Source organism: Streptomyces sp. NBC_01166, from assembly GCF_045039765.1.
In the GTDB taxonomy this organism is placed as follows: Bacteria; Actinomycetota; Actinomycetes; order Streptomycetales; family Streptomycetaceae; genus Streptomyces.
On sequence record NZ_CP108613.1, the window covers coordinates 5,859,162 to 5,878,747 of the forward strand.

13 protein-coding genes are annotated in these 19,586 nt (G+C 71.2%); 9 read left to right on the top strand and 4 right to left on the bottom strand.

All coding sequences use genetic code 11. The features are described from left to right. Position 1 precedes the first annotated feature (1 nt). Positions 2-3,088 (top strand): AAA family ATPase, encoded by a 3,087-nt coding sequence (locus OG379_RS27105; protein ID WP_405665616.1) that lies wholly within the window; start codon positions 2-4, stop codon positions 3,086-3,088. 22 nt (positions 3,089-3,110) lie between these two features. Here the strand turns inward: OG379_RS27105 and OG379_RS27110 are convergent, their stop codons facing one another. The 3 genes from OG379_RS27110 to OG379_RS27120 form a co-directional block, all read right to left on the bottom strand. Beyond that, complete coding sequence (locus OG379_RS27110; RefSeq protein ID WP_405665618.1) at positions 3,111-3,353, bottom strand: DUF6191 domain-containing protein; 243 nt, start codon at positions 3,351-3,353, stop codon at positions 3,111-3,113. Positions 3,354-3,429: 76 nt separating this feature from the next. Next, on the bottom strand, positions 3,430-4,611 hold the full coding sequence (locus OG379_RS27115; RefSeq protein ID WP_405665619.1) for a PQQ-dependent sugar dehydrogenase: 1,182 nt from the start codon (positions 4,609-4,611) through the stop codon (positions 3,430-3,432). A gap of 119 nt (positions 4,612-4,730) precedes the next feature. Beyond that, positions 4,731-5,687, bottom strand: coding sequence for an aldo/keto reductase (locus OG379_RS27120; protein ID WP_405668662.1), 957 nt, complete (start codon positions 5,685-5,687; stop codon positions 4,731-4,733). A 129-nt stretch (positions 5,688-5,816) separates the two neighbouring features. Here OG379_RS27120 and OG379_RS27125 point away from each other — a divergent pair, with 129 nt between their 5' ends. The 6 genes from OG379_RS27125 to serA all read left to right on the top strand — a co-directional run bounded on the left by OG379_RS27125 (position 5,817) and on the right by serA (position 15,552). Further along, positions 5,817-6,767, top strand: coding sequence for a 2-hydroxyacid dehydrogenase (locus tag OG379_RS27125; protein WP_405665621.1), 951 nt, complete (start codon positions 5,817-5,819; stop codon positions 6,765-6,767). A gap of 263 nt (positions 6,768-7,030) precedes the next feature. After that, positions 7,031-9,862 (top strand): putative bifunctional diguanylate cyclase/phosphodiesterase, encoded by a 2,832-nt coding sequence (locus OG379_RS27130; RefSeq protein WP_405665622.1) that lies wholly within the window; start codon positions 7,031-7,033, stop codon positions 9,860-9,862. A 217-nt stretch (positions 9,863-10,079) separates the two neighbouring features. After that, positions 10,080-11,936 (top strand): acetolactate synthase large subunit, encoded by a 1,857-nt coding sequence (locus OG379_RS27135; RefSeq protein ID WP_393761124.1) that lies wholly within the window; start codon positions 10,080-10,082, stop codon positions 11,934-11,936. A gap of 22 nt (positions 11,937-11,958) precedes the next feature. Beyond that, on the top strand, positions 11,959-12,486 hold the full coding sequence (gene ilvN / locus OG379_RS27140) for an acetolactate synthase small subunit (RefSeq protein ID WP_104789338.1): 528 nt from the start codon (positions 11,959-11,961) through the stop codon (positions 12,484-12,486). Between the two features lie 106 nt (positions 12,487-12,592). Continuing rightward, entirely contained in the window at positions 12,593-13,594 is a 1,002-nt protein-coding gene (ilvC, locus tag OG379_RS27145) for a ketol-acid reductoisomerase (protein WP_031091632.1), read from the top strand. A 365-nt stretch (positions 13,595-13,959) separates the two neighbouring features. Next, complete coding sequence (gene serA, locus OG379_RS27150) at positions 13,960-15,552, top strand: phosphoglycerate dehydrogenase (RefSeq protein WP_405665625.1); 1,593 nt, start codon at positions 13,960-13,962, stop codon at positions 15,550-15,552. An 83-nt stretch (positions 15,553-15,635) separates the two neighbouring features. Here serA and OG379_RS27155 read toward each other — a convergent pair whose 3' ends face one another. Next, a complete protein-coding gene (locus OG379_RS27155) occupies positions 15,636-16,775 on the bottom strand; it encodes a PucR family transcriptional regulator (RefSeq protein WP_393761129.1) in 1,140 nt (379 codons plus the stop codon). Positions 16,776-16,952: 177 nt separating this feature from the next. On the opposite strand from OG379_RS27155, the gene OG379_RS27160 reads away from it, so the two are divergent. Both OG379_RS27160 and pruA read left to right on the top strand, forming a co-directional pair. Then, positions 16,953-17,879, top strand: coding sequence for a proline dehydrogenase family protein (locus OG379_RS27160; protein ID WP_393761131.1), 927 nt, complete (start codon positions 16,953-16,955; stop codon positions 17,877-17,879). Positions 17,880-17,924: 45 nt separating this feature from the next. Further along, positions 17,925-19,556, top strand: a complete 1,632-nt coding sequence (pruA, locus tag OG379_RS27165) for an L-glutamate gamma-semialdehyde dehydrogenase (RefSeq protein WP_393761133.1) — start codon at positions 17,925-17,927, stop codon at positions 19,554-19,556. The last annotated feature ends 30 nt before the right edge of the window (positions 19,557-19,586 follow it).

A 19,586-nucleotide genomic window follows, 5' to 3' on the forward strand; every position in this document is an offset into this window, starting at 1 on the left:
GATGGACCACGATGGACCACCCCGAAAAACGGTCGCCGGGGTGTCGTACGCGTATGCGATGCTCGGCGACGTGGAGACCAACACCGTCAGCCCCGTCTTCGTCGGCCGAGCCGGTGAACTCGCCGCGCTCACCGAGACGCTCGCCCGCGCCGCCGCCGGGGAACCGCAGGCACTGCTCGTCGGCGGCGAGGCGGGCGTCGGCAAGACCCGGCTGGTCGAGGAGTTCATCCGGGCGGCCTGCCGCCGGGACGCCGTCGTGGCCGTCGGCGGGTGCGTGGAGATCGGGGCCGACGGCCTGCCCTACGCCCCGTTCGCGACGGCGCTCCGCGCCCTGCGCCGGGCACTCCCGGAGGAACTGACCGATGCTCTGGCCGGCCAGGAGGGCGAGCTCGCCCGGCTGCTGCCCGAACTGGGCGAGGCCGACCGGGCGCCGGACGACGAGCACGGCACCGCCCGGCTCTTCGAGCTCGCCGCCCGGCTGCTGGAACGCGTCTCCGCCACCCGCACGGTCGTCCTCGTCCTGGAGGACCTGCACTGGGCCGACGCCTCCACGCGCCATCTGCTCGCCTATCTCTTCCGCACCCTGCGCAGCGGCCGTCTCGTCGTGATCGGGACGTACCGTGCCGACGACGTCCACCGCCGCCACCCCCTGCGCCCGCTCCTCGCCGAGCTCGACCGGCTCCGCACGGTCCGCCGTATCGAACTCGACCGCTTCAGCCGCGCCGAGGTCGGCCGGCAGCTCACCGGGATCCTCGCGATGGTCCCCGACGCCGCGCTGGTCGACGACATCTTCGAACGCTCCGACGGCAACGCCTTCTTCGTCGAGGAGCTCGCCCGCAGCGTGGAGTGCTGCGGCGACAGCTCCGGACTCTCCGACTCCCTCCGCGACCTCCTCCTGGTCCGCGTCGAGGCGCTGCCCGAGGACGCGCAGCGGATCGCCCGGATCATCGCCGAGGGCGGTTCCACGGTCGAGCACCCGCTCCTCGCCGCCGTCGTCGGCCTCGCCGAGGACGACCTCGACGAGGCACTGCGGGCGGCGGTCGGCGCCAACCTGCTGCTGCCCGCCCCCGACACGGACGGATACCGCTTCCGTCACTCCCTGGTCCGCGAGGCCGTCAGCGACGACCTGCTGCCCGGCGAACGCACGCGCCTCAACCGCCGCTACGCCGAGGCGCTGGAGGCCGACCCGTCCCTCGTACGCGCCGACGAGCGCGCCGCACGCCTCGCCAGCTACTGGTACGCCGCGCACGACGCGGCCAGGGCGCTGCCCGCCGTGCTCCAGGCAGCGGTGGCGGCCCGGCGCCGTTACGCGTACAGCGAGCAACTCCGGCTGCTGGAAAGGGCCATGGAGCTCTGGGACGACGTCCCCGACGAGGTGCGCGCGACCCTGCGGCCGCTCGATCACGCCGAGGCCTACCCGGGGTGCCGCTGCGATCCGGCGGACCCGCTGGGCTACCTCGACCTGATGGCCGAGGCCACGGTGTCCGCCCGCTTCGGCGGCGACCGCGAACGGGCCCTGGCCATCGCGAAGAAGGCGCTGCGCATCCTGGACCGGGACCGGGACCCGCTGCGCGCGGCGTGGTTCTGGGTGCAGCGTTCCCTCCTGATGCAGAGCCTCTCCCGGGGGGACGGCCGGCAGGAACTGGCCACCGCCGAGGACCTGGTGCGGGGTCTGCAGCCGTCCGCCGTGCACGCGGACGTCCTCGCCTCGGTGGCCAGCTGGGGCGCCCTGCACCGGCCCGGACCCGAGACGCTGGTCGCGGCCGACCGGGCCGTGGAGTACGCCCGGCTCGTGGGCGAGGAGTCCATCGAGCTGCACGCCAGGCTCACCCGCGGCTGGCTCACGATCGACGCGGGCGACGTCGAGGAGGGCGTCGCCGAGATGTACGCCGTCCGCGACCGGTCCGAGGAACTGCACCTGGTGGGCGTCATGAGCCGTGCCGCCGTCAACCTGCCCTCATCGCTCGAATCCTGCGGCCGCTCCCTGGAGGCGGTGTCGGCCGCAGACCACGGCATCCAGATCTGCCACAGCCACGGGGTCCCCGAGTCCGAGGCCTGGACACGCGCCAACCAGGCGCAGTCGTACTACTCGCTGGGGCACTGGAAGGAGAGCCGGGCCGCCGCGGAGGCAGCGGCCCCGCTGGCCCGGTCCCGCAAGTCGAACGCCCTGGTGGCCGCCCGCCGCACCGACCTGGCCCTGGCCACCGGGAACTTCGAGGAGGCCGAGGAACAACTGGCCCTGAACCGCCGCCATCTCGGCCACGACCCGCAGCCGCAGCACCTGATCTGCCCGGTCCGGCACTCCATGGTCCTCGCGGCCCGGAAGGGCGTGCTCTCCGAGGCGCGCGCGGCGTTCGAGGCGCAGTCCGACATCGGGCTGCCACCGGGGACCCAGCGGTACTCCCTGCCGCTGCTCCACGCCGCCGCCGCGATCGAGGCCGACGCCCGCGGGCTGCCCGCCACGGATCCAGGACGGCCGGCGATCCTGGAGCGGATCAGGGGCCACCTCAAGCGGTTGCCGATGCTGGTGCCCGTCTGGGCGGCGTACGGCGTGCTGATCGAGGCCGAACTGGCCCGGGCGGAAGGGGCGGACACCCCGGACCACTGGTGCCGGGCCGCCACCGCCTTCGCCCCGCTCCAGCGCCCCTTCGAGCTGGCCCAGGTCCGTCATCACTGGGCGGAGGCGATCCTCGCCGCCTCCGGTGACCGGACGCCTGCGGCCGGACTCCTGCGTGAGGCCCACGCGGTCGCCGTACGCCTCGGGGCGCGGCCGCTCGCGGAGAGCGTCGAGTTGCTGGCCGGCCGGGCCCGCATCGCGCTCACCGGGCCGGACGACGCGGCCGAGGGCGAAGCCGGACCCGCGCCGGCGGTGGACGCCATCGAGTCGTTCGGGCTGACCTCGCGGGAGCAGGAGGTGCACCGGCTGGTCGCGGCGGGCTACACCAACCGCCGGATCGCGGAGGAGCTGTACATCTCGCCGAAGACCGCCAGCGTGCACGTGTCCAACATCCTGGCCAAGCTCAGCGTCTCCAGCCGTGGCGAGGCGGCCGCCCTGGCGCACCGCTTCCGGCTGTACGTGGCGGGGTGAGAGCGGGCCGGTCCGGCGGCTCTCAGCCGCCGGACCGGTCGTCTTCGCGCCTGTCCTGGGAGGGCCGGTCGTCGTCCTGCCGGCCGTCCTCGGGAGGCGGTCCGGGTGCCGGGCGGCGCAGCGTCACCTTGCCGGAGGTGAGGTCTATCGGGCCCCGAGCCGGGTCGCCGACGCCCAGGTCGACCCGGCTCAGCTCCAGCCGCTTCTGCTCCTCGGCCGTGTGCTTACGACCGGGCGCGAAGAGCTCCTCGAAGAAGTTGAACACCCGCTGTACTCCCTCCGGCCTGCTGCCCGTCCGGCGCGATACGGCCGGCCGGGTCGCCTACAGGCCCGGGACGCCGCTACCGCACCTTCAGGAGCAGGATCCTGTCGTCGCCCGACTTCGCGGAGCCACGGCCGTCCGTGTTGCTCGTGACCAGCCACAGCTTGTCGCCGCCGGCGGCGAGCACCGTGCGCAGACGACCGTACTTCCCCTCCAGGAACGCCTGCGGGGCGGCCAGGGGTTCCCCGTCCGCCTCGCCCGAGAGCGGGATGCGCCAGAGCCGCTCGCCCCGCAGACCGGCCATCCACACCGATCCCTCGGCGTAGGCGATACCGCTCGGCGAGGCCTCGGAGGTCTTCCACTGGGCCACCGGGTCGACGAAGCCCGCCTCCCCCTTCCTGCCCTCGACGTCGGGCCAGCCGTAGTTCCGGCCCGGCTCGATCAGATTCAGCTCGTCCCAGGTGTCCTGGCCGAATTCCGATGCCCAGAGGCGCTTACCGCTGTCCCAGGCCAGTCCCTGCACATTGCGGTGCCCGTACGAATAGACCAGCGAGTCGGCTTCGGGATTGCCGTGCACCGGCTCGCCGTCGGGCGTCATCCGGAGGATCTTGCCCGACGGGGACGCCTTGTCCTGGGCGAGGCCCGTGTCGCCCGTCTCGCCGGTGCCCACGTACAGCATGCGGTCGGGGCCGAACGCGATCCGGCCGCCGTTGTGGACGGCGCCCTTCGGGATCCCCCGCAGGATGGTGTCCGGTGCCCCCAACTGCTGTCCTGGGGGCTTCCCCTCGTCGTACTGGAGGCGGGCGACGCGATTGTCCGACTCGGTGGTGAAGTACGCGTAGATCAGGTGGTCCGCGCCGTAGGTCGGTGCGACGGCGAGGCCCAGCAGACCCCCCTCACCCGCGGGCGCGACCCCCGGCACCGAGCCCAGCAGGGTCTTCTTGCCGCTCTCCCCGTCGACCCGGGTGATCGTCGCCTCGTCACGCGAGGAGACCAGCAGGTCGCCCCCGGGCAGCGCCGCCAGGCCCCAGGGTGACGCCAGGCCGTCCGTGAGCGTCTTCACCACCTCGACCGAGCCCTTGGCCGGCGGCAGGTCCGCCGACGGGCTCGCCGAGGCCGGGGGAGCGGACGTGGCGCTCGCCGGGGGCGATGACGCGCCCTCACCGGCCGCCGGGCCGTCGTCGGACGAACAGGCGGTCAGCAGGAGGGAGGCCGAGGCGAGCAGGGCCACTACCCCCTTGCGCAGCACGGGAGTTTGCACAGCACCGATCCTTTCGAGGGTCGCACGACTATGTTCTTACACCGCCGCTCCGCCCCGGGTTCCCGATCTCCGCCAATTCTCCCGCCCCGGAGCCGGGCCGTCCTCCTGTGCCGGCCGTCTCAGTCCCACGACCCGCGGGCACGCGGCAGCCCGGCTATCTCGGCCAGGTCCCGGTCCGTGAGCGCCAGTTCCGCCGCACCCGCGTTCTCCACGGCCCACAGCTCCCGCTTCGTGCCCGGCACGGGCACCACATGGCGCCCCTGCCGCAGGACCCAGGCCAGGGCCACCTGCGCCGGAGTGGCGCCGTGCCGCTCCGCGATCCTGCGCAGCCCCGCCACCACCGGCTGGTTGGCCGCCATCATCTCGCCCGTGAAGCGGGGATGCCTGGCCCGCGGGTCGTCCGGCTCGAAACCCTGGCCGGGCTTGAGCGTGCCCGTGAGATAACCGCTGCCGAGCGGCATCGCCGCGAGCACCCCCACACCCCGGGCCGAGCACCACGGCAGCAGATCCTCCAGCGCCTGGGGCGACCACACGGAGAGCTCCGCCTGGACCGCGCTGACGGGAAATACCTGCTGCATCCGCTCCAGCTGCCGGATGGTCCCCTCGTGCATCCGTGCCCCCGGCCCGCGCCCGGCCCGGGCCCCCACCGCGCACAGTCCGAGCGCGCGCACCTTGCCCGCCGTCACCAGGTCCGCCATCGCTCCCCAGGTCTCCTCGACGGGCACCTCGGGGTCCGCCCGGTGCAGCTGGTAGAGATCGATCACATCGGTCTGGAGCCGTCGCAGCGATGCGTCACAGGCGCGGCGCACATAGCCCGGACGCCCGTTGGCCACGATGTGCTGATCACCCACCAGCAGACCGCACTTGGTGGAGAGGAAGGCCTCGGAGCGGCGGCCCTTGAGCGCCCGGCCCACGAGCAGCTCATTGGTGAAGGGCCCGTACATGTCGGCGGTGTCGAGCAGTTGGACGCCCGCGTCCAGCGCGGCGTGCACGGTCCGCAGCGAGCGGTCACCGCGCTGCTGCGACGTGCTGTACGCCCAGCTCATCGGCATACAGCCCAGCCCGACCGCACCCACGGCAAGTGCCGCCGCACCGATAGTCCTGCGCTCCAACTCCCCGAACCCTCCCTCGGCCCATGATCACGGGGCCTCCAGCACCCCAAAGTAACCTCTACGGCTTCGCGCCCTTCGCATAGCCTCCTGACCATGACTTCTACATCTGCCACCGACGTATGGCTGCCGTTTCCCGCCGATGAGATAGACGGTCTTCCCGAGGGCCTCGACTACCGCTTCTGGGACGGCGGGCCGGACTACCCGGCGGACCCCTCCGACTGCGCTTTCTACGTCGTTCCCTACATGAAGGGTTCGGAGGTCGCGGTCCGCCCTCTCGAGGGGATGAAGGCCGTCCAGGTCGTCCAGACCCTCTCCGCGGGCATCGACCACGTGGAGCCTGGGCTCGGCCTGCTGCCCGCCGGAGTGCGGCTGTGCAACGCCAAGGGTGTGCACGAGGCCTCGACGGCCGAGCTGGCGCTCGCCCTGATCCTCGCCTCGCTCCGAGGGTTCCCCGGCTTCGTGCACGGCCAGGACAAGGAGGAGTGGCGGTCCGGCTTCTATCCGGCGCTCGCCGACAAGTCCGTCCTCGTGGTGGGTTACGGATCGATCGGCGCGGCCATCGAGGACCGGCTCGAACCCTTCGAGTGCGCGCGGGTGGTGCGCGTCGCGCGCTCCGCACGGACAACCGCGCGCGGCCCCGTACACGCGCTCGACGATCTTCCCACCCTCCTCCCCGAGGCCGACATCGTCATCCTGTCCACCCCGCTGAACCCGTCCACACAAGGGCTGGTGGGCCCCGGCTTCCTCGCCGCGATGCGCGACGGCGCACTGCTCGTGAACGTCGCGCGGGGCGCCGTCGTCGACACCGCGGCCCTGCTGTCCGAACTCGAGTCCGGGCGACTGCGGGCCGCGCTCGACGTGACCGACCCCGAACCGCTGCCCGCCGGCCATCCCCTCTGGCATGCTCCCCACACACTGATCACCCCCCATGTGGGCGGCAGCACCTCCGCGTTCCTGCCCCGGGCCAAGCGCCTGCTGGCCGGACAGCTCACCCGGTTCGCCGCGGGAGAGCCGGTAACCAACCTCGTACTCACCACCGGCTGACACGCTCCGGAGCGGTTCCGGCGCTCTTTGTTCCGACAACACCGCAGGTGGTAACGGAGAGTAGAGAACCTATGTCCCTGAGTGACGGCTCTGGTGTATCGTCCACAAGAGGGCTGCGCCGTGGAAGGGACGGTGCCGGGGGAAACGGAACGCGAGGGGGCGACGGGCATGTTCGGCCAGCGGAGAGACGATCCGGCGCGGCGTGGCGGGCAGGAGAGGCAGGCGGCGGCGAGAGCACCGGGGCATGCCCGTGGAGCTTTCCGGTGAGCGCCCTCGCGACCCTGCTCTCCAGGCGGCCGGCCTCGGGACGGGCCGTGGGGCTGCGCTCCCAGCTCGTCCTCGGTGCCGTCTGCGCCGGATACGCGGTGGGAGCCGCCCTCGGCTGGGGATCGCCCGGAGTCGCCCTGTTCATGGGTGACTTCGGCCTCTGCATCGCCGCCCTGATCGCCGCGGTCTCCTGTTTCCTCTACGCCCGCTCCGGCGGAAGCCGGTTCAGGCCCGCCTGGCTCCTCTTCTCGCTCTCCTCGGCCATGGCCGCCGGGGGCAACGCGGTCTGGGGGTGGTACGAGGTGGTGCTGAGGCGCCCCGTGCCCACCCCCTCCCTCGCGGACCTGTTCTTCCTCTGCTTCGCGCCGCCCGCCATCGTCGGGCTGCTCGTCCTGGCCAAGCGGCCCGTCACGCGGGCCGGCTGGGTCTGCCTGGTGCTGGACGCCTGGCTGATCGGCGGGTCCCTGCTGACGCTCTCCTGGAGCCTCGCGCTGGCGCACACCGCCCATGTCGCCAACGCCGCCGGCGAGAGCGTGGCCAGGGCGGCGCTCTCGCTGGCCTACCCGCTGCTCGACATCGTGCTGGTCTCCATGGTCCTCGCGCTGCACTTCCGGCGGGTCAGCATGAACCGCTCCGCGGTGAACACCGCCATCGCCGGCCTCGCCCTGACCGTGCTGTGCGACGCCCTGTTCACGGCCCCCCTGCTGCGCTCCGCCTACCAGTCGGGCCAACTGCTGGACGCGGGCTGGTTCTCCGGCTCCCTGCTCCTCGCGTACGCCCCCTGGGGCGTCCGCCGCGGGCAGGACAACGCTGTCGAGGCCCCCTCCCTGGAGCCGCGAGCCGTGAGCCGCCCGATCGCGGGGTCCCTCGCCGCGCTCACGCCCTATCTGGCCGCGGCGGTCTGCACCCTCGGCATCCTGTACAACGTCGTGGAGGGCCGCAGGGTCGACCGGGTAGTGGTCCTCACCGGGTGCACGGTCGTGCTCGCGCTGGTCGTCCGGCAGGCCATCATGCTCCTCGACAACATCGCGCTCACCCAGGAACTCGCCCAGAAGGAGAACCACTTCCGCTCCCTGGTGCAGGGTTCCAGCGACGTCATCATGATCGCCGAACCCAGCGGCAGGCTCCGCTACGTCAGTCCCGCGGCGGCCGGGGTCTACCTGCGCGACGCCGAGGATCTCGTCGGCGCCGAGCTGTCGTCGATCATCCACCCCGACGACCTCGGGGGAGTGATCCACGAGCTGCGGCGCTTCCTCGCGGTGCCGTCCCGGGAGGAGCCCACGACCCGGATCGAGTGCCGCTTCAGATCGGGCACGGGGGACTGGCTCCACGTCGAGTCCACCGTCAACCGCCACGAGGGCGGCCTGCTCCTCAACAGCCGCGACGTGACCGAGCGGGTCAGACTGCAGGCGCAGTTGCAGCACAACGCCGAACACGACCCGCTCACCGACCTGCCCAACCGCGCCCTCTTCACCACCCGCGTCGGCCAGGCGCTCGGGGGGCGCCGGGCCGGGGACCCTGGCACCGCCGTGCTCTTCATCGACCTCGACGGCTTCAAGGCGGTCAACGACTCCATCGGCCACCAGGCGGGCGACGAGCTCCTCGTCCAGGCCGCACGCCGGCTCCAGGAGTCCGTCCGCACCTCGGACACCGCGGCCCGCCTCGGGGGCGACGAGTTCGCCGCGCTCATCGTCGGGGACGGCACCCGCGACCAGGCCGCCAGGGAGTACCAGGTCCACGAGATCGCCGAGCGGCTGCGCCTCAGGCTCTCCCAGCCGTACAGGATCGGCACCGGCGAGGTCCGGGTGGCCGCCTCCATCGGGGTCGCCTTCGCGGAGCCCTCCATCACACCCAAGGACCTCATGCGTAACGCCGACCTCGCCATGTACCGGGCGAAGGCGAGCGGCAAGGACCGGGTCGAGCTGTACGCCCCCCAGATGCAGGCGGACATCGTCCGCCGCTCGGAGCTCGCGTCACGGCTCCGCACGGCCCTGCGCGACGGCGAGTTCGCCCTGCTCCACCAGCCCGTCGTCCACCTGGCCAGCGGCACGGTCGCGGCCGTCGCCGCCCAGGCCCGCTGGCGCTCCGCCCAGGGCATCCTGTTCACCCCCGCCGAATTCCTCCGGGTCTCCGAGGGCAGCGACCGCGCCGCCGAGCTCGGCACCTGGCTGCTGGAGGAGGCCGTCGAGCAGGCCGCGGACCGGTCCCGGGCCGGGCATCCGGTCTCCGTGTCGGTGCGCGTGTCGGCCGCCCGGCTCCTGGACCGCGCCCTGCCCCCGGGATCCGTCGAGGCGCTCCTGACCCGGCACGGGCTGCCCTCCGGCGCCCTGATGATCGAGGTGGCCGACAGCGACCCGCGGATCTCGATCGACGAGCTGGAGCGACGGCTGGTCGCGTTGCGCCGTCTCGGCGTCCGGATCGCGCTCGACGGCTTCGGCAGCGGGTACGCCGCGGTCAACGCCCTGCGCCGCCTCCCCATCGACGTACTGAAGCTGGACCGGTGCCTGGTGGAGGGCGTCGTCGAGTCGGCGAGGCTGCACAAGATCACCAGCGGGCTGCTGCGCATCGCCGGAGATCTCGGGATGCAGTCCGTGGCCGACGGGGTGGACGTGCCCGAACAGGTGCGCACCCTGCGGGCCATGGGGTGCACGCACGGCCAGGGGATGGCCTTCGCCGGCCCGCTGGACGAGTACCGGCTGCGGCGCACGCTGATCAGGGGGAAGTATCCCCTCCCGGGCATCGGGCCGGCCGCTCAGCCGGTGCTGGCGGGCGGCGCGATCCCGCTCCAGGGACGCTCACATGATGAGACTCCCGTCCCACCCACTTGACACCGTGTGCGTGCCGGAGAGAGGGTCAATGCCATGCGCACCCGAATTCTCGTACTTGGAAAGCGCGTCGGCTGAAGCAGGGTCACTCATGGACACCCTGCAGACCGCACCGGCGCGCTCCCCTCGCTTGCCTCACGGCACGAGGGGTTTTTTGTTGCACCGGGACCTTTCAAAACCCCGTAAAAACACCGCATAAACCCTCAGCTTCGAGAAGAGAATGCCGATGACCGAGCAGGCCACCGGGGCCCAGCACCCGCAGCCGCGGGCCCGTAACGGCGGACCGTCCTCCGCCACCGTTGAGCACCTCACGGGCGCGCAGTCCCTCATCCGTTCTCTCGAGGAAGTCGGCGCCGACACCGTATTCGGTCTCCCCGGAGGCTGCATCCTTCCGGCGTACGACCCGCTGATGGACTCCACCCGGGTCCGCCACATCCTGGTCCGCCACGAGCAGGGTGCCGGTCACGCGGCCACGGGTTACGCGCAGGCCACCGGCAAGGTCGGTGTCTGCATGGTCACCTCGGGTCCCGGTGCGACGAACCTGGTCACCCCGATCGCCGACGCGGCCATGGACTCGGTGCCCATGGTCGCGATCACCGGTCAGGTGGCCTCCGCGGCCATCGGCACGGACGCCTTCCAGGAAGCCGACATCTGCGGCATCACGATGCCGATCACCAAGCACAACTTCCTGGTCACCCGCGCCGAGGACATCGCCCACACGATCGCCGAGGCCTTCCACATCGCCTCCACCGGCCGTCCGGGCCCGGTCCTCGTCGACATCGCCAAGGACGCGCTGCAGTCGAAGACCACCTTCAGCTGGCCGCCGACCATGGACCTGCCGGGCTACCGCCCGGTCACCAAGCCGCACGCCAAGCAGATCCGCGAGGCCGCCAAGCTCATCACCCAGGCCAAGCGCCCGGTGCTCTACGTCGGCGGCGGCGTCATGAAGGCCGGCGCCACCGCGGAGCTGAAGGTCCTGGCAGAGCTCACCGGAGCGCCCGTCACCACCACCCTGATGGCGCTCGGCTCCTTCCCCGACAGCCACCCGCTGCACGTGGGAATGCCCGGCATGCACGGTTCGGTCACCGCCGTCACCGCGCTGCAGAAGGCCGACCTGATCGTCGCGCTCGGGGCCAGGTTCGACGACCGCGTCACCGGCAAGCTGGACAGCTTCGCCCCGTACGCCAAGATCGTCCACGCGGACATCGACCCGGCCGAGATCGGCAAGAACCGCGCCGCCGACGTCCCGATCGTCGGTGACGCCCGCGAGGTCATCGCCGACCTCGTCCAGGCGGTCCAGGCGGAGCACACCGAGGGCAACACCGGCGACTACGCCGCCTGGTGGAAGGACCTCAACCGCTGGCGCGAGACCTACCCCGTCGGCTACGACCTGCCGGAGGACGGCAGCCTCTCGCCGCAGCAGGTCATCGAGCGCATCGGCGAACTCGCCCCCGAGGGCACGATCTTCGCGGCGGGCGTCGGCCAGCACCAGATGTGGGCCTCGCACTTCATCCAGTACGAGCAGCCCGCGACCTGGCTCAACTCGGGCGGCGCCGGAACCATGGGCTACGCCGTCCCGGCCGCCATGGGCGCCAAGGCCGGCATGCCCGAGCGCGCGGTCTGGGCGATCGACGGCGACGGCTGCTTCCAGATGACCAACCAGGAACTCACCACCTGCGCGCTCAACAACATCCCGATCAAGGTCGCCATCATCAACAACGGCGCGCTCGGGATGGTCCGCCAGTGGCAGACCCTGTTCTACAACCAGCGGTACTCCAACACCGTGCTGCACTCGGGCCCGGACGCGGACGGCAACGCCGCCAAGGGCACCCGCGTCCCGGACTTCGTCAAGCTGTCCGAGGCCATGGGCTGCTACGCCATCCGCTGCGAGGACCCGGCCGACCTCGACAAGGTCATCGCCGAGGCCAACGCGATCAACGACCGCCCGGTCGTCATCGACTTCATCGTCCACGAGGACGCCATGGTGTGGCCGATGGTCGCCGCCGGCACCTCCAACGACGAGGTCATGGCAGCGCGCGGCGTCCGCCCCGACTTCGGCGACAACGAAGACGACTGAGAGACAGAGAGAGACCGACTCCATGTCCACCAAGCACACGCTCTCCGTCCTGGTCGAGAACAAGCCGGGTGTCCTCGCCCGGATCACGGCCCTGTTCTCCCGGCGCGGCTTCAACATCGACTCGCTCGCGGTCGGTACCACCGAACATCCCGACATCTCACGCATCACCATTGTCGTGAATGTCGAGGGCCTGCCCCTGGAGCAGGTGACCAAGCAGCTCAACAAGCTGGTCAACGTCCTGAAGATCGTCGAACTCGAGCCCTCCGCAGCGATCCAGCGGGAGCTCGTCCTGGTGAAGGTCCGCGCCGACAACGAGACCCGCTCCCAGATCGTCGAGATCGTCCAGCTGTTCCGCGCCAAGACCGTGGACGTCTCCCCGGAGGCCGTCACGATCGAGGCGACAGGGGGCGCCGACAAGCTGGAGGCCATGCTCAAGATGCTGGAGCAGTTCGGCATCAAGGAGCTCGTCCAGTCCGGCACCATCGCCATAGGGCGCGGCGCGCGCTCGATCACCGACCGTTCTCTGCGCGCACTCGACCGCACGGCGTGACCCCGCACGGGTCGCCCCGCCGCTCGTATGGCGAGACCCGGCAACGTATCCGACGCACCCCGCCGTACGGTGGGACGCAACACCTGCACACCAAGGAGAAGACCCAGTGGCCGAGCTGTTCTACGACGACGATGCCGACCTGTCCATCATCCAGGGCCGTAAGGTCGCGGTCCTCGGTTACGGCAGCCAGGGGCACGCCCACGCGCTGTCGCTGCGTGACTCGGGTGTCGACGTCCGTGTCGGTCTGCACGAGGGTTCGAAGTCCAAGGCCAAGGCCGAGGAGCAGGGCCTGCGCGTGGTGACCCCGTCCGAGGCCGCCGCCGAGGCCGACGTCATCATGATCCTCGTCCCGGACCCGATCCAGGCCCAGGTCTACGAGGAGTCCGTCAAGGACAACCTCAAGGACGGCGACGCGCTGTTCTTCGGCCACGGCCTGAACATCCGCTTCGACTTCATCAAGCCGCCGGCCAACGTCGACGTCTGCATGGTCGCCCCGAAGGGCCCGGGCCACCTGGTCCGCCGCCAGTACGAGGAAGGCCGCGGCGTCCCGTGCATCGTGGCCGTCGAGCAGGACGCCTCGGGCAAGGGCCTGGAGCTCGCCCTCTCCTACGCGAAGGGCATCGGCGGCACGCGCGCCGGCGTCATCAAGACGACCTTCACCGAGGAGACCGAGACTGACCTGTTCGGTGAGCAGGCCGTCCTCTGCGGTGGCACCGCCGCCCTGGTCAAGGCCGGTTTCGAGACGCTGACCGAGGCCGGCTACCAGCCGGAGATCGCGTACTTCGAGTGCCTCCACGAGCTGAAGCTCATCGTCGACCTCATGTACGAGGGCGGCCTGGAGAAGATGCGCTGGTCCATCTCGGAGACCGCCGAGTGGGGCGACTACGTCACCGGCCCGCGCATCATCACGGACGCCACCAAGGCCGAGATGAAGAAGGTTCTCGCCGAGATCCAGGACGGCACCTTCGCCAAGGCGTGGATGGCCGAGTACCACAACGGTCTGCCCAAGTACAACGAGTACAAGAAGGCCGACAGCGAGTCCCTGCTGGAGACCACCGGCAAGGAGCTCCGCAAGCTCATGAGCTGGGTGGACAACGAGGACGCCTGAGTTCTCGCCGAGGGGCAGGTCCGCACCGGGCCTGCCCCTGGGGCGTGTTTCGAAAGTCCCGCCTGCCACCCGGGTGGACGGCGCTACTTTCGAAACACGCCCCGGCGCAAGGCCGGCCTCACACCCCGTGTCACTGCGGGGAGAGGCGGGTGGCAGGAGACGGCACCGTACGTCTGTACAGACCGTCCACCCCGTGCGGGTGATCCTTCCACCGGGGCGCAGTGTGTGCCCGGCCGCATGACTACACTCTCAACAACACATACACGCGTCAGGGCCCACAGTGTCGTGCGTCTTCCACGCGGCTAGCCCCTCCACCGCCTGCGGCCGTCGGGACGGCCGTCCGCACTGGACTTGTGAGGACACACGTGAGCTCGAAACCTGTCGTACTCATCGCCGAAGAGCTGTCGCCCGCCACGGTCGACGCTCTGGGTCCGGATTTCGAGATCCGGCACTGCAACGGCGCGGACCGCGCCGAACTCCTCCCCGCGATCGTCGACGTCGACGCGATCCTGGTGCGCTCCGCCACCAAGGTCGACGCCGAGGCCATCGCCGCCGCGAAGCAGCTGAAGGTCGTCGCCCGCGCGGGTGTCGGTCTGGACAACGTCGACGTCTCCTCGGCCACCAAGGCCGGCGTGATGGTCGTCAACGCGCCGACGTCCAACATCGTCACCGCCGCCGAGCTGGCCTGCGGTCTGCTCGTCGCCACCGCGCGCAACATCCCGCAGGCCAACACCGCCCTGAAGAACGGCGAGTGGAAGCGGTCCAAGTACACGGGTGTCGAGCTCAGCGAGAAGACCCTCGGCGTCGTCGGCCTCGGCCGCATCGGCGTCCTGGTCGCGCAGCGCATGTCGGCCTTCGGCATGAAGATCGTCGCGTACGACCCCTACGTGCAGCCGGCGCGCGCCGCGCAGATGGGCGTCAAGCTCCTCACGCTGGACGAGCTGCTCGAGGTCTCCGACTTCATCACGGTGCACCTGCCCAAGACCCCCGAGACGCTCGGCCTGATCGGCGACGACGCGCTGCACAAGGTCAAGCCCTCGGTGCGCATCGTCAACGCCGCGCGCGGCGGCATCGTCGACGAGGAGGCGCTCGCCTCCGCCCTCAAGGAGGGCCGGGTCGCCGGCGCCGGTCTGGACGTGTACACCAAGGAGCCCTGCACGGACTCCCCGCTCTTCCAGTTCGACCAGGTCGTCTGCACCCCGCACCTCGGCGCCTCCACCGACGAGGCCCAGGAGAAGGCGGGCATCGCGGTCGCCAAGTCCGTCCGCCTGGCGCTCGCCGGTGAGCTCGTGCCCGACGCGGTCAACGTCCAGGGCGGAGTCATCGCCGAGGACGTGCGTCCGGGCCTGCCGCTCGCCGAGAAGCTGGGCCGGATCTTCACCGCGCTCGCGGGCGAGGTCGCGGCCCGTCTCGACGTCGAGGTCTACGGCGAGATCACCCAGCACGACGTGAAGGTGCTGGAACTCTCCGCGCTCAAGGGCGTCTTCGAGGACGTCGTCGACGAGACCGTCAGCTACGTCAACGCCCCGCTCTTCGCGCAGGAGCGCGGTGTCGAGGTCCGCCTCACCACCAGCTCCGAGTCGCCGGACCACCGCAACGTGGTGACGGTCCGCGGCACGCTGTCGAGCGGCGAGGAGGTCGCGGTCTCCGGCACGCTGGCCGGCCCCAAGCACCTCCAGAAGATCGTCGCCATCGGCGAGCACGACGTCGACCTGGCCCTCGCCGACCACATGGTCGTCCTGCGCTACGAGGACCGTCCCGGCGTCGTCGGCGCGGTCGGCAAGATCCTCGGTGAGGCCGGGCTGAACATCGCCGGCATGCAGGTCTCCCGGCGGGACGCGGGCGGCGAGGCGCTGGTCGTCCTCACGGTCGACGACACCATCCCGCAGTCGGTCCTCAACGAGATCGCCGAGGAGATCGGCGCGGCCTCGGCCCGCTCGGTGAACCTCACCGACTGACCGGTCTCCGCACGTACGACCGCGCCCGGCGGACAGACTTCGCTCTGTCCGCCGGGCGCGGTCGTACGCGGGGCCGGGCACATCTAAAGCCGGGTCTGCTTCAGCGCCATGTGCAGCAGGAGCCGGTCCTCGCCGTCGTTCAGGTCGAGGCCGGTGAGCTGCTGGACCCGGGCGAGCCGGTAGTAGAGCGTCTGGCGGTGGATCCCCAGCTCCGTGGCCGTCCGGCTCGCCTGGCCCGCCAGGTCGAGGAACACCTCGGCGGTGCGTGCCAGCTCCGCGTGAGGCGGGGTCAGCAGGGGACGGACGGCCCGGTCCGGCGCGGTGTCCGGGGTGCGGGGCAGGGCGGTCAGGAGCCGGTAGGGGCCGATGGACGACCAGTCGGCGACCGGGCCGAAGCGGGATTCCGCCGAGGCGGCGCGGGCTGCGGACAGAGCCTCGTGCCAGGAGTCCGCCAGCTCCGCCAGGCCCCGGCGGGCGGCGGCGAGGCCCGCGGTCGCGGCGGGCCCGGCCGTGGTGCGCAGCCGCTCCGCAGCCGTCGTCGCCGGGTCGAGCGCCTCGGGGGAGCGCAGCCGGACCAGGGCGGCCAGGGCATGGCCGCCGGCCCAGGGCGCCGTGGCGAGGGCCGCCGCCGACGGCACCGTACGCACGGACGGGGTCTCGCCGGGCCACGGGGTCACGCAGACCACTGTGTGCAGCCCGTCCGCGTCGGCTCCCAGGACGTCGTGCAGCGCGGCCACCGCCATGTCGCGCTGCCAGCCGCGCCCCGCGACCAGCACCGCGCCGAACTCCCGCGACAGATCCGCGCCCGCCCGCTCCTCGTCGGCGAGCAGGGCCCCGATCCGGGACGCCACGTCCATCGCCGCGGTGAGCTGCCCGTCCGTCGGCCCCGGATCGGCGTCCAGCAGCCACACGTAACCCAGGACGACACCCCTGTGGCGTACCGGAAGGCAGATGCGGTCCCGGAAGACCCCGGCCTCCGGGGCGGCCGGGATGCGGACCGGGCCCGTCGCACGGGTGATGCCGAAGCCCTCGAACCAGGCGCGGACCGCGGGGGTGGAGCGCCGGGTGAGGATCGAGCGCGTACGGACAGGGTCCATCGCGGTGTCGTCGTCGCTGTCGTGGGCCCCGAAGGCGACCAGGCCGAAATCGCGGTTCTCCAGCGTCGCGGGGGCGCTGAGCAGCGCGGAGATCTCGTCGACCAGCTCCTGGTAATCGCCCTTCACCCCGCCATTCTCGCACCCCTTCAGACATATGTCTGAGATCCAGTACACGGATGCGTGACAGCTGTCGATGGCAGGCGGGTACACGGGTCCCTAGATTTCACATTGGTTCTCCGTGCCGTCCCGGTCTGTTCACATGCGTACCGGTCCGGCCTCGTTCGTACTCCGTGGAGGTGCCCCGTGCTGGGTCCCGTGATTCTCGCCGCGTCACGCAGCGACAAGATGCGTCGTTTCATCTCGGCCGCGCCCGGCACCAAGCAGGTCGTCGACCGCTTCATCGCCGGTGAGGGCGTCGACCAGGTCGTCCCGGTCATCCAGGACGCGGCCGCCAAGGGCCTGGAGGTCACCCTGGACGTCGTGGGTGAGGACATCACCACCCCCGAGCAGGCGGCCGCCGCGCGCGACGCCTACCTGGAGCTCATCGGCCGTCTCGAGCAGCTCGGGCTCGGCGCCCGTGCCGAGATGTCCGTCAAGCTGTCGATGTTCGGCCAGGCGCTGGAGGGCGGTCACGACCTCGCCCTCGCCAACGTCCGCCCCGTCGTCGAGGCCGCCGCCGCGATCGGCACCACGGTCACGCTGGACGCCGAGGACCACACCACCCTCGACTCGATGTTCGCCATCCACGAGGAGCTGCGGAAGGACTTCCCGCAGACCGGCTGCGTGATCCAGTCCTACCTGTTCCGCACCGAGGCCGACGCCCGCCGCCTCGCCGCCGCGGGCAGCCGCGTCCGCCTGGTGAAGGGCGCCTACAAGGAGCCCGCCTCCGTCGCGTACCAGAGCAAGCCGGAGATCGACAAGGCGTACGTCCGCATCCTGAAGACGCTGATGCTTGGCGAGGGCTACCCGATGATCGGCTCGCACGATCCCCGTCTCATCGCCATCGGCCAGGAGCTCGCACGCCAGGCCGGGCGCAAACTGGACGAGTACGAGTTCCAGATGCTGTACGGCATCCGCAGTGACGAGCACATCCGGCTCGCGGCCGAGGGCCACCGGATGCGCGTCTACACGGCGTACGGCACCGACTGGTACGGATACTTCATGCGCCGCCTCGCGGAGAAGCCGGCCAACCTGCTCTTCTTCGCCCGCTCCGTCGTCACCAAGGGCTGACCTGCCCGGCCGACCACCCACCTCAACCAAGGAGACAAGGCACTCATGGACGCTGTCACCCAGGTCCCCGCGCCGGTCAACGAGCCGGTCCACTCCTACGCCCCCGGCACCGCCGAGCGAGCCCGCCTGGAGGCGAAGCTCAAGGAGCTCGCCGAGAACCCCATCGACCTGCCGATGACCATCGGCGGCGAGAAGCGCATGGGCGGCGGCGAGCGTGTCGACGTCGTGCAGCCGCACAACCACAAGGCCGTCATCGGTACCTTCGCCGGTGCCACCGAGCAGGACGCCCAGGACGCCGTCGACGCGGCTCTCGCCGCCGCTCCGGCCTGGCGCGCCATGTCCTTCGACGACCGCGCGGCGATCATCCTGCGCGCCGCCGAGCTGCTGTCCGGCCCCTGGCGCGAGACGCTGGCCGCCTCCACGATGCTCGGCCAGGGCAAGACCGCGCAGCAGGCCGAGATCGACTGTCCCTGCGAGCTCGTCGACTTCTGGCGCTTCAACGTGCACTACGCGCGCCAGATCCTCGCCGAGCAGCCGCCGGCGAACTCCCCCGGCGTGTGGAACCGCATGGACCACCGCCCGCTCGAGGGCTTCGTCTACGCGATCACGCCGTTCAACTTCTCGGCCATCGCGGCCAACCTGCCCACCGCGCCCGCACTCATGGGCAACGTCGTGGTGTGGAAGCCGTCCCCGACGCAGACCCACGCCGCCGTGCTGCTCATGCAGCTCCTGGAGGAGGCCGGGCTGCCCAAGGGCGTCATCAACCTGGTCACCGGCGACGGCATCGCCGTCTCCGAGGTGGCGCTGAACCACCGCGACCTGGCCGGTGTCCACTTCACCGGCTCGACCCCCACCTTCCAGCACCTGTGGAAGACGGTCGGCAACAACATCGCCAACTACCGCACCTACCCGCGGCTCGTCGGCGAGACCGGCGGCAAGGACTTCGTCGTCGCGCACCCGAGCGCCGACCGCGCCGTCCTGAAGACCGCGCTGACCCGCGGCTCCTTCGAGTACCAGGGCCAGAAGTGCTCCGCCTCCTCGCGCGCCTACGTCCCCGCCTCCATCTGGAACTCCGGTTTCAAGGAGGAGTTCGCGGCCGAGGTCGACTCCATCACCATGGGTGACGTCACCGACCTGTCGCACTTCATGGGCGCCGTCATCGACGCGCGGTCCTTCGCGAAGAACAAGGCCGCCATCGACCGCGCCGCGGCCGACCCGACGTGCACGATCGTCGCCGGCGGCACGTACGACGACTCCGTCGGCTACTTCGTCCGCCCGACCGTCATCGTCTGCGACGACCCGGCCAACGAGGTCTTCACGACCGAGTACTTCGGCCCGATCCTCGCCGTGCACGTCTACGAGGACGAGAAGTACGACGCCATGCTGGAGCAGATGGAGTCGGTCTCCGACTACGCGCTGACCGGCGCGGTCATCTCCAACGACCGTGCGGCCGCCGCGTACACGATGGACAAGCTCCGCTACGCCGCGGGCAACTTCTACATCAACGACAAGTCGACCGGTGCCGTCGTCGGCCAGCAGCCCTTCGGTGGCGGCCGTGGCTCGGGCACCAACGACAAGGCGGGCGCCCCGCAGAACCTGCAGCGCTGGACGCTGACCCGCGCCATCAAGGAGACGCTGGTCCCGCCGACCGACTACACCTACCCCCACCAGGGCTGACGGCCCTCCGGGGCGCCCCCTCCGGGCGCC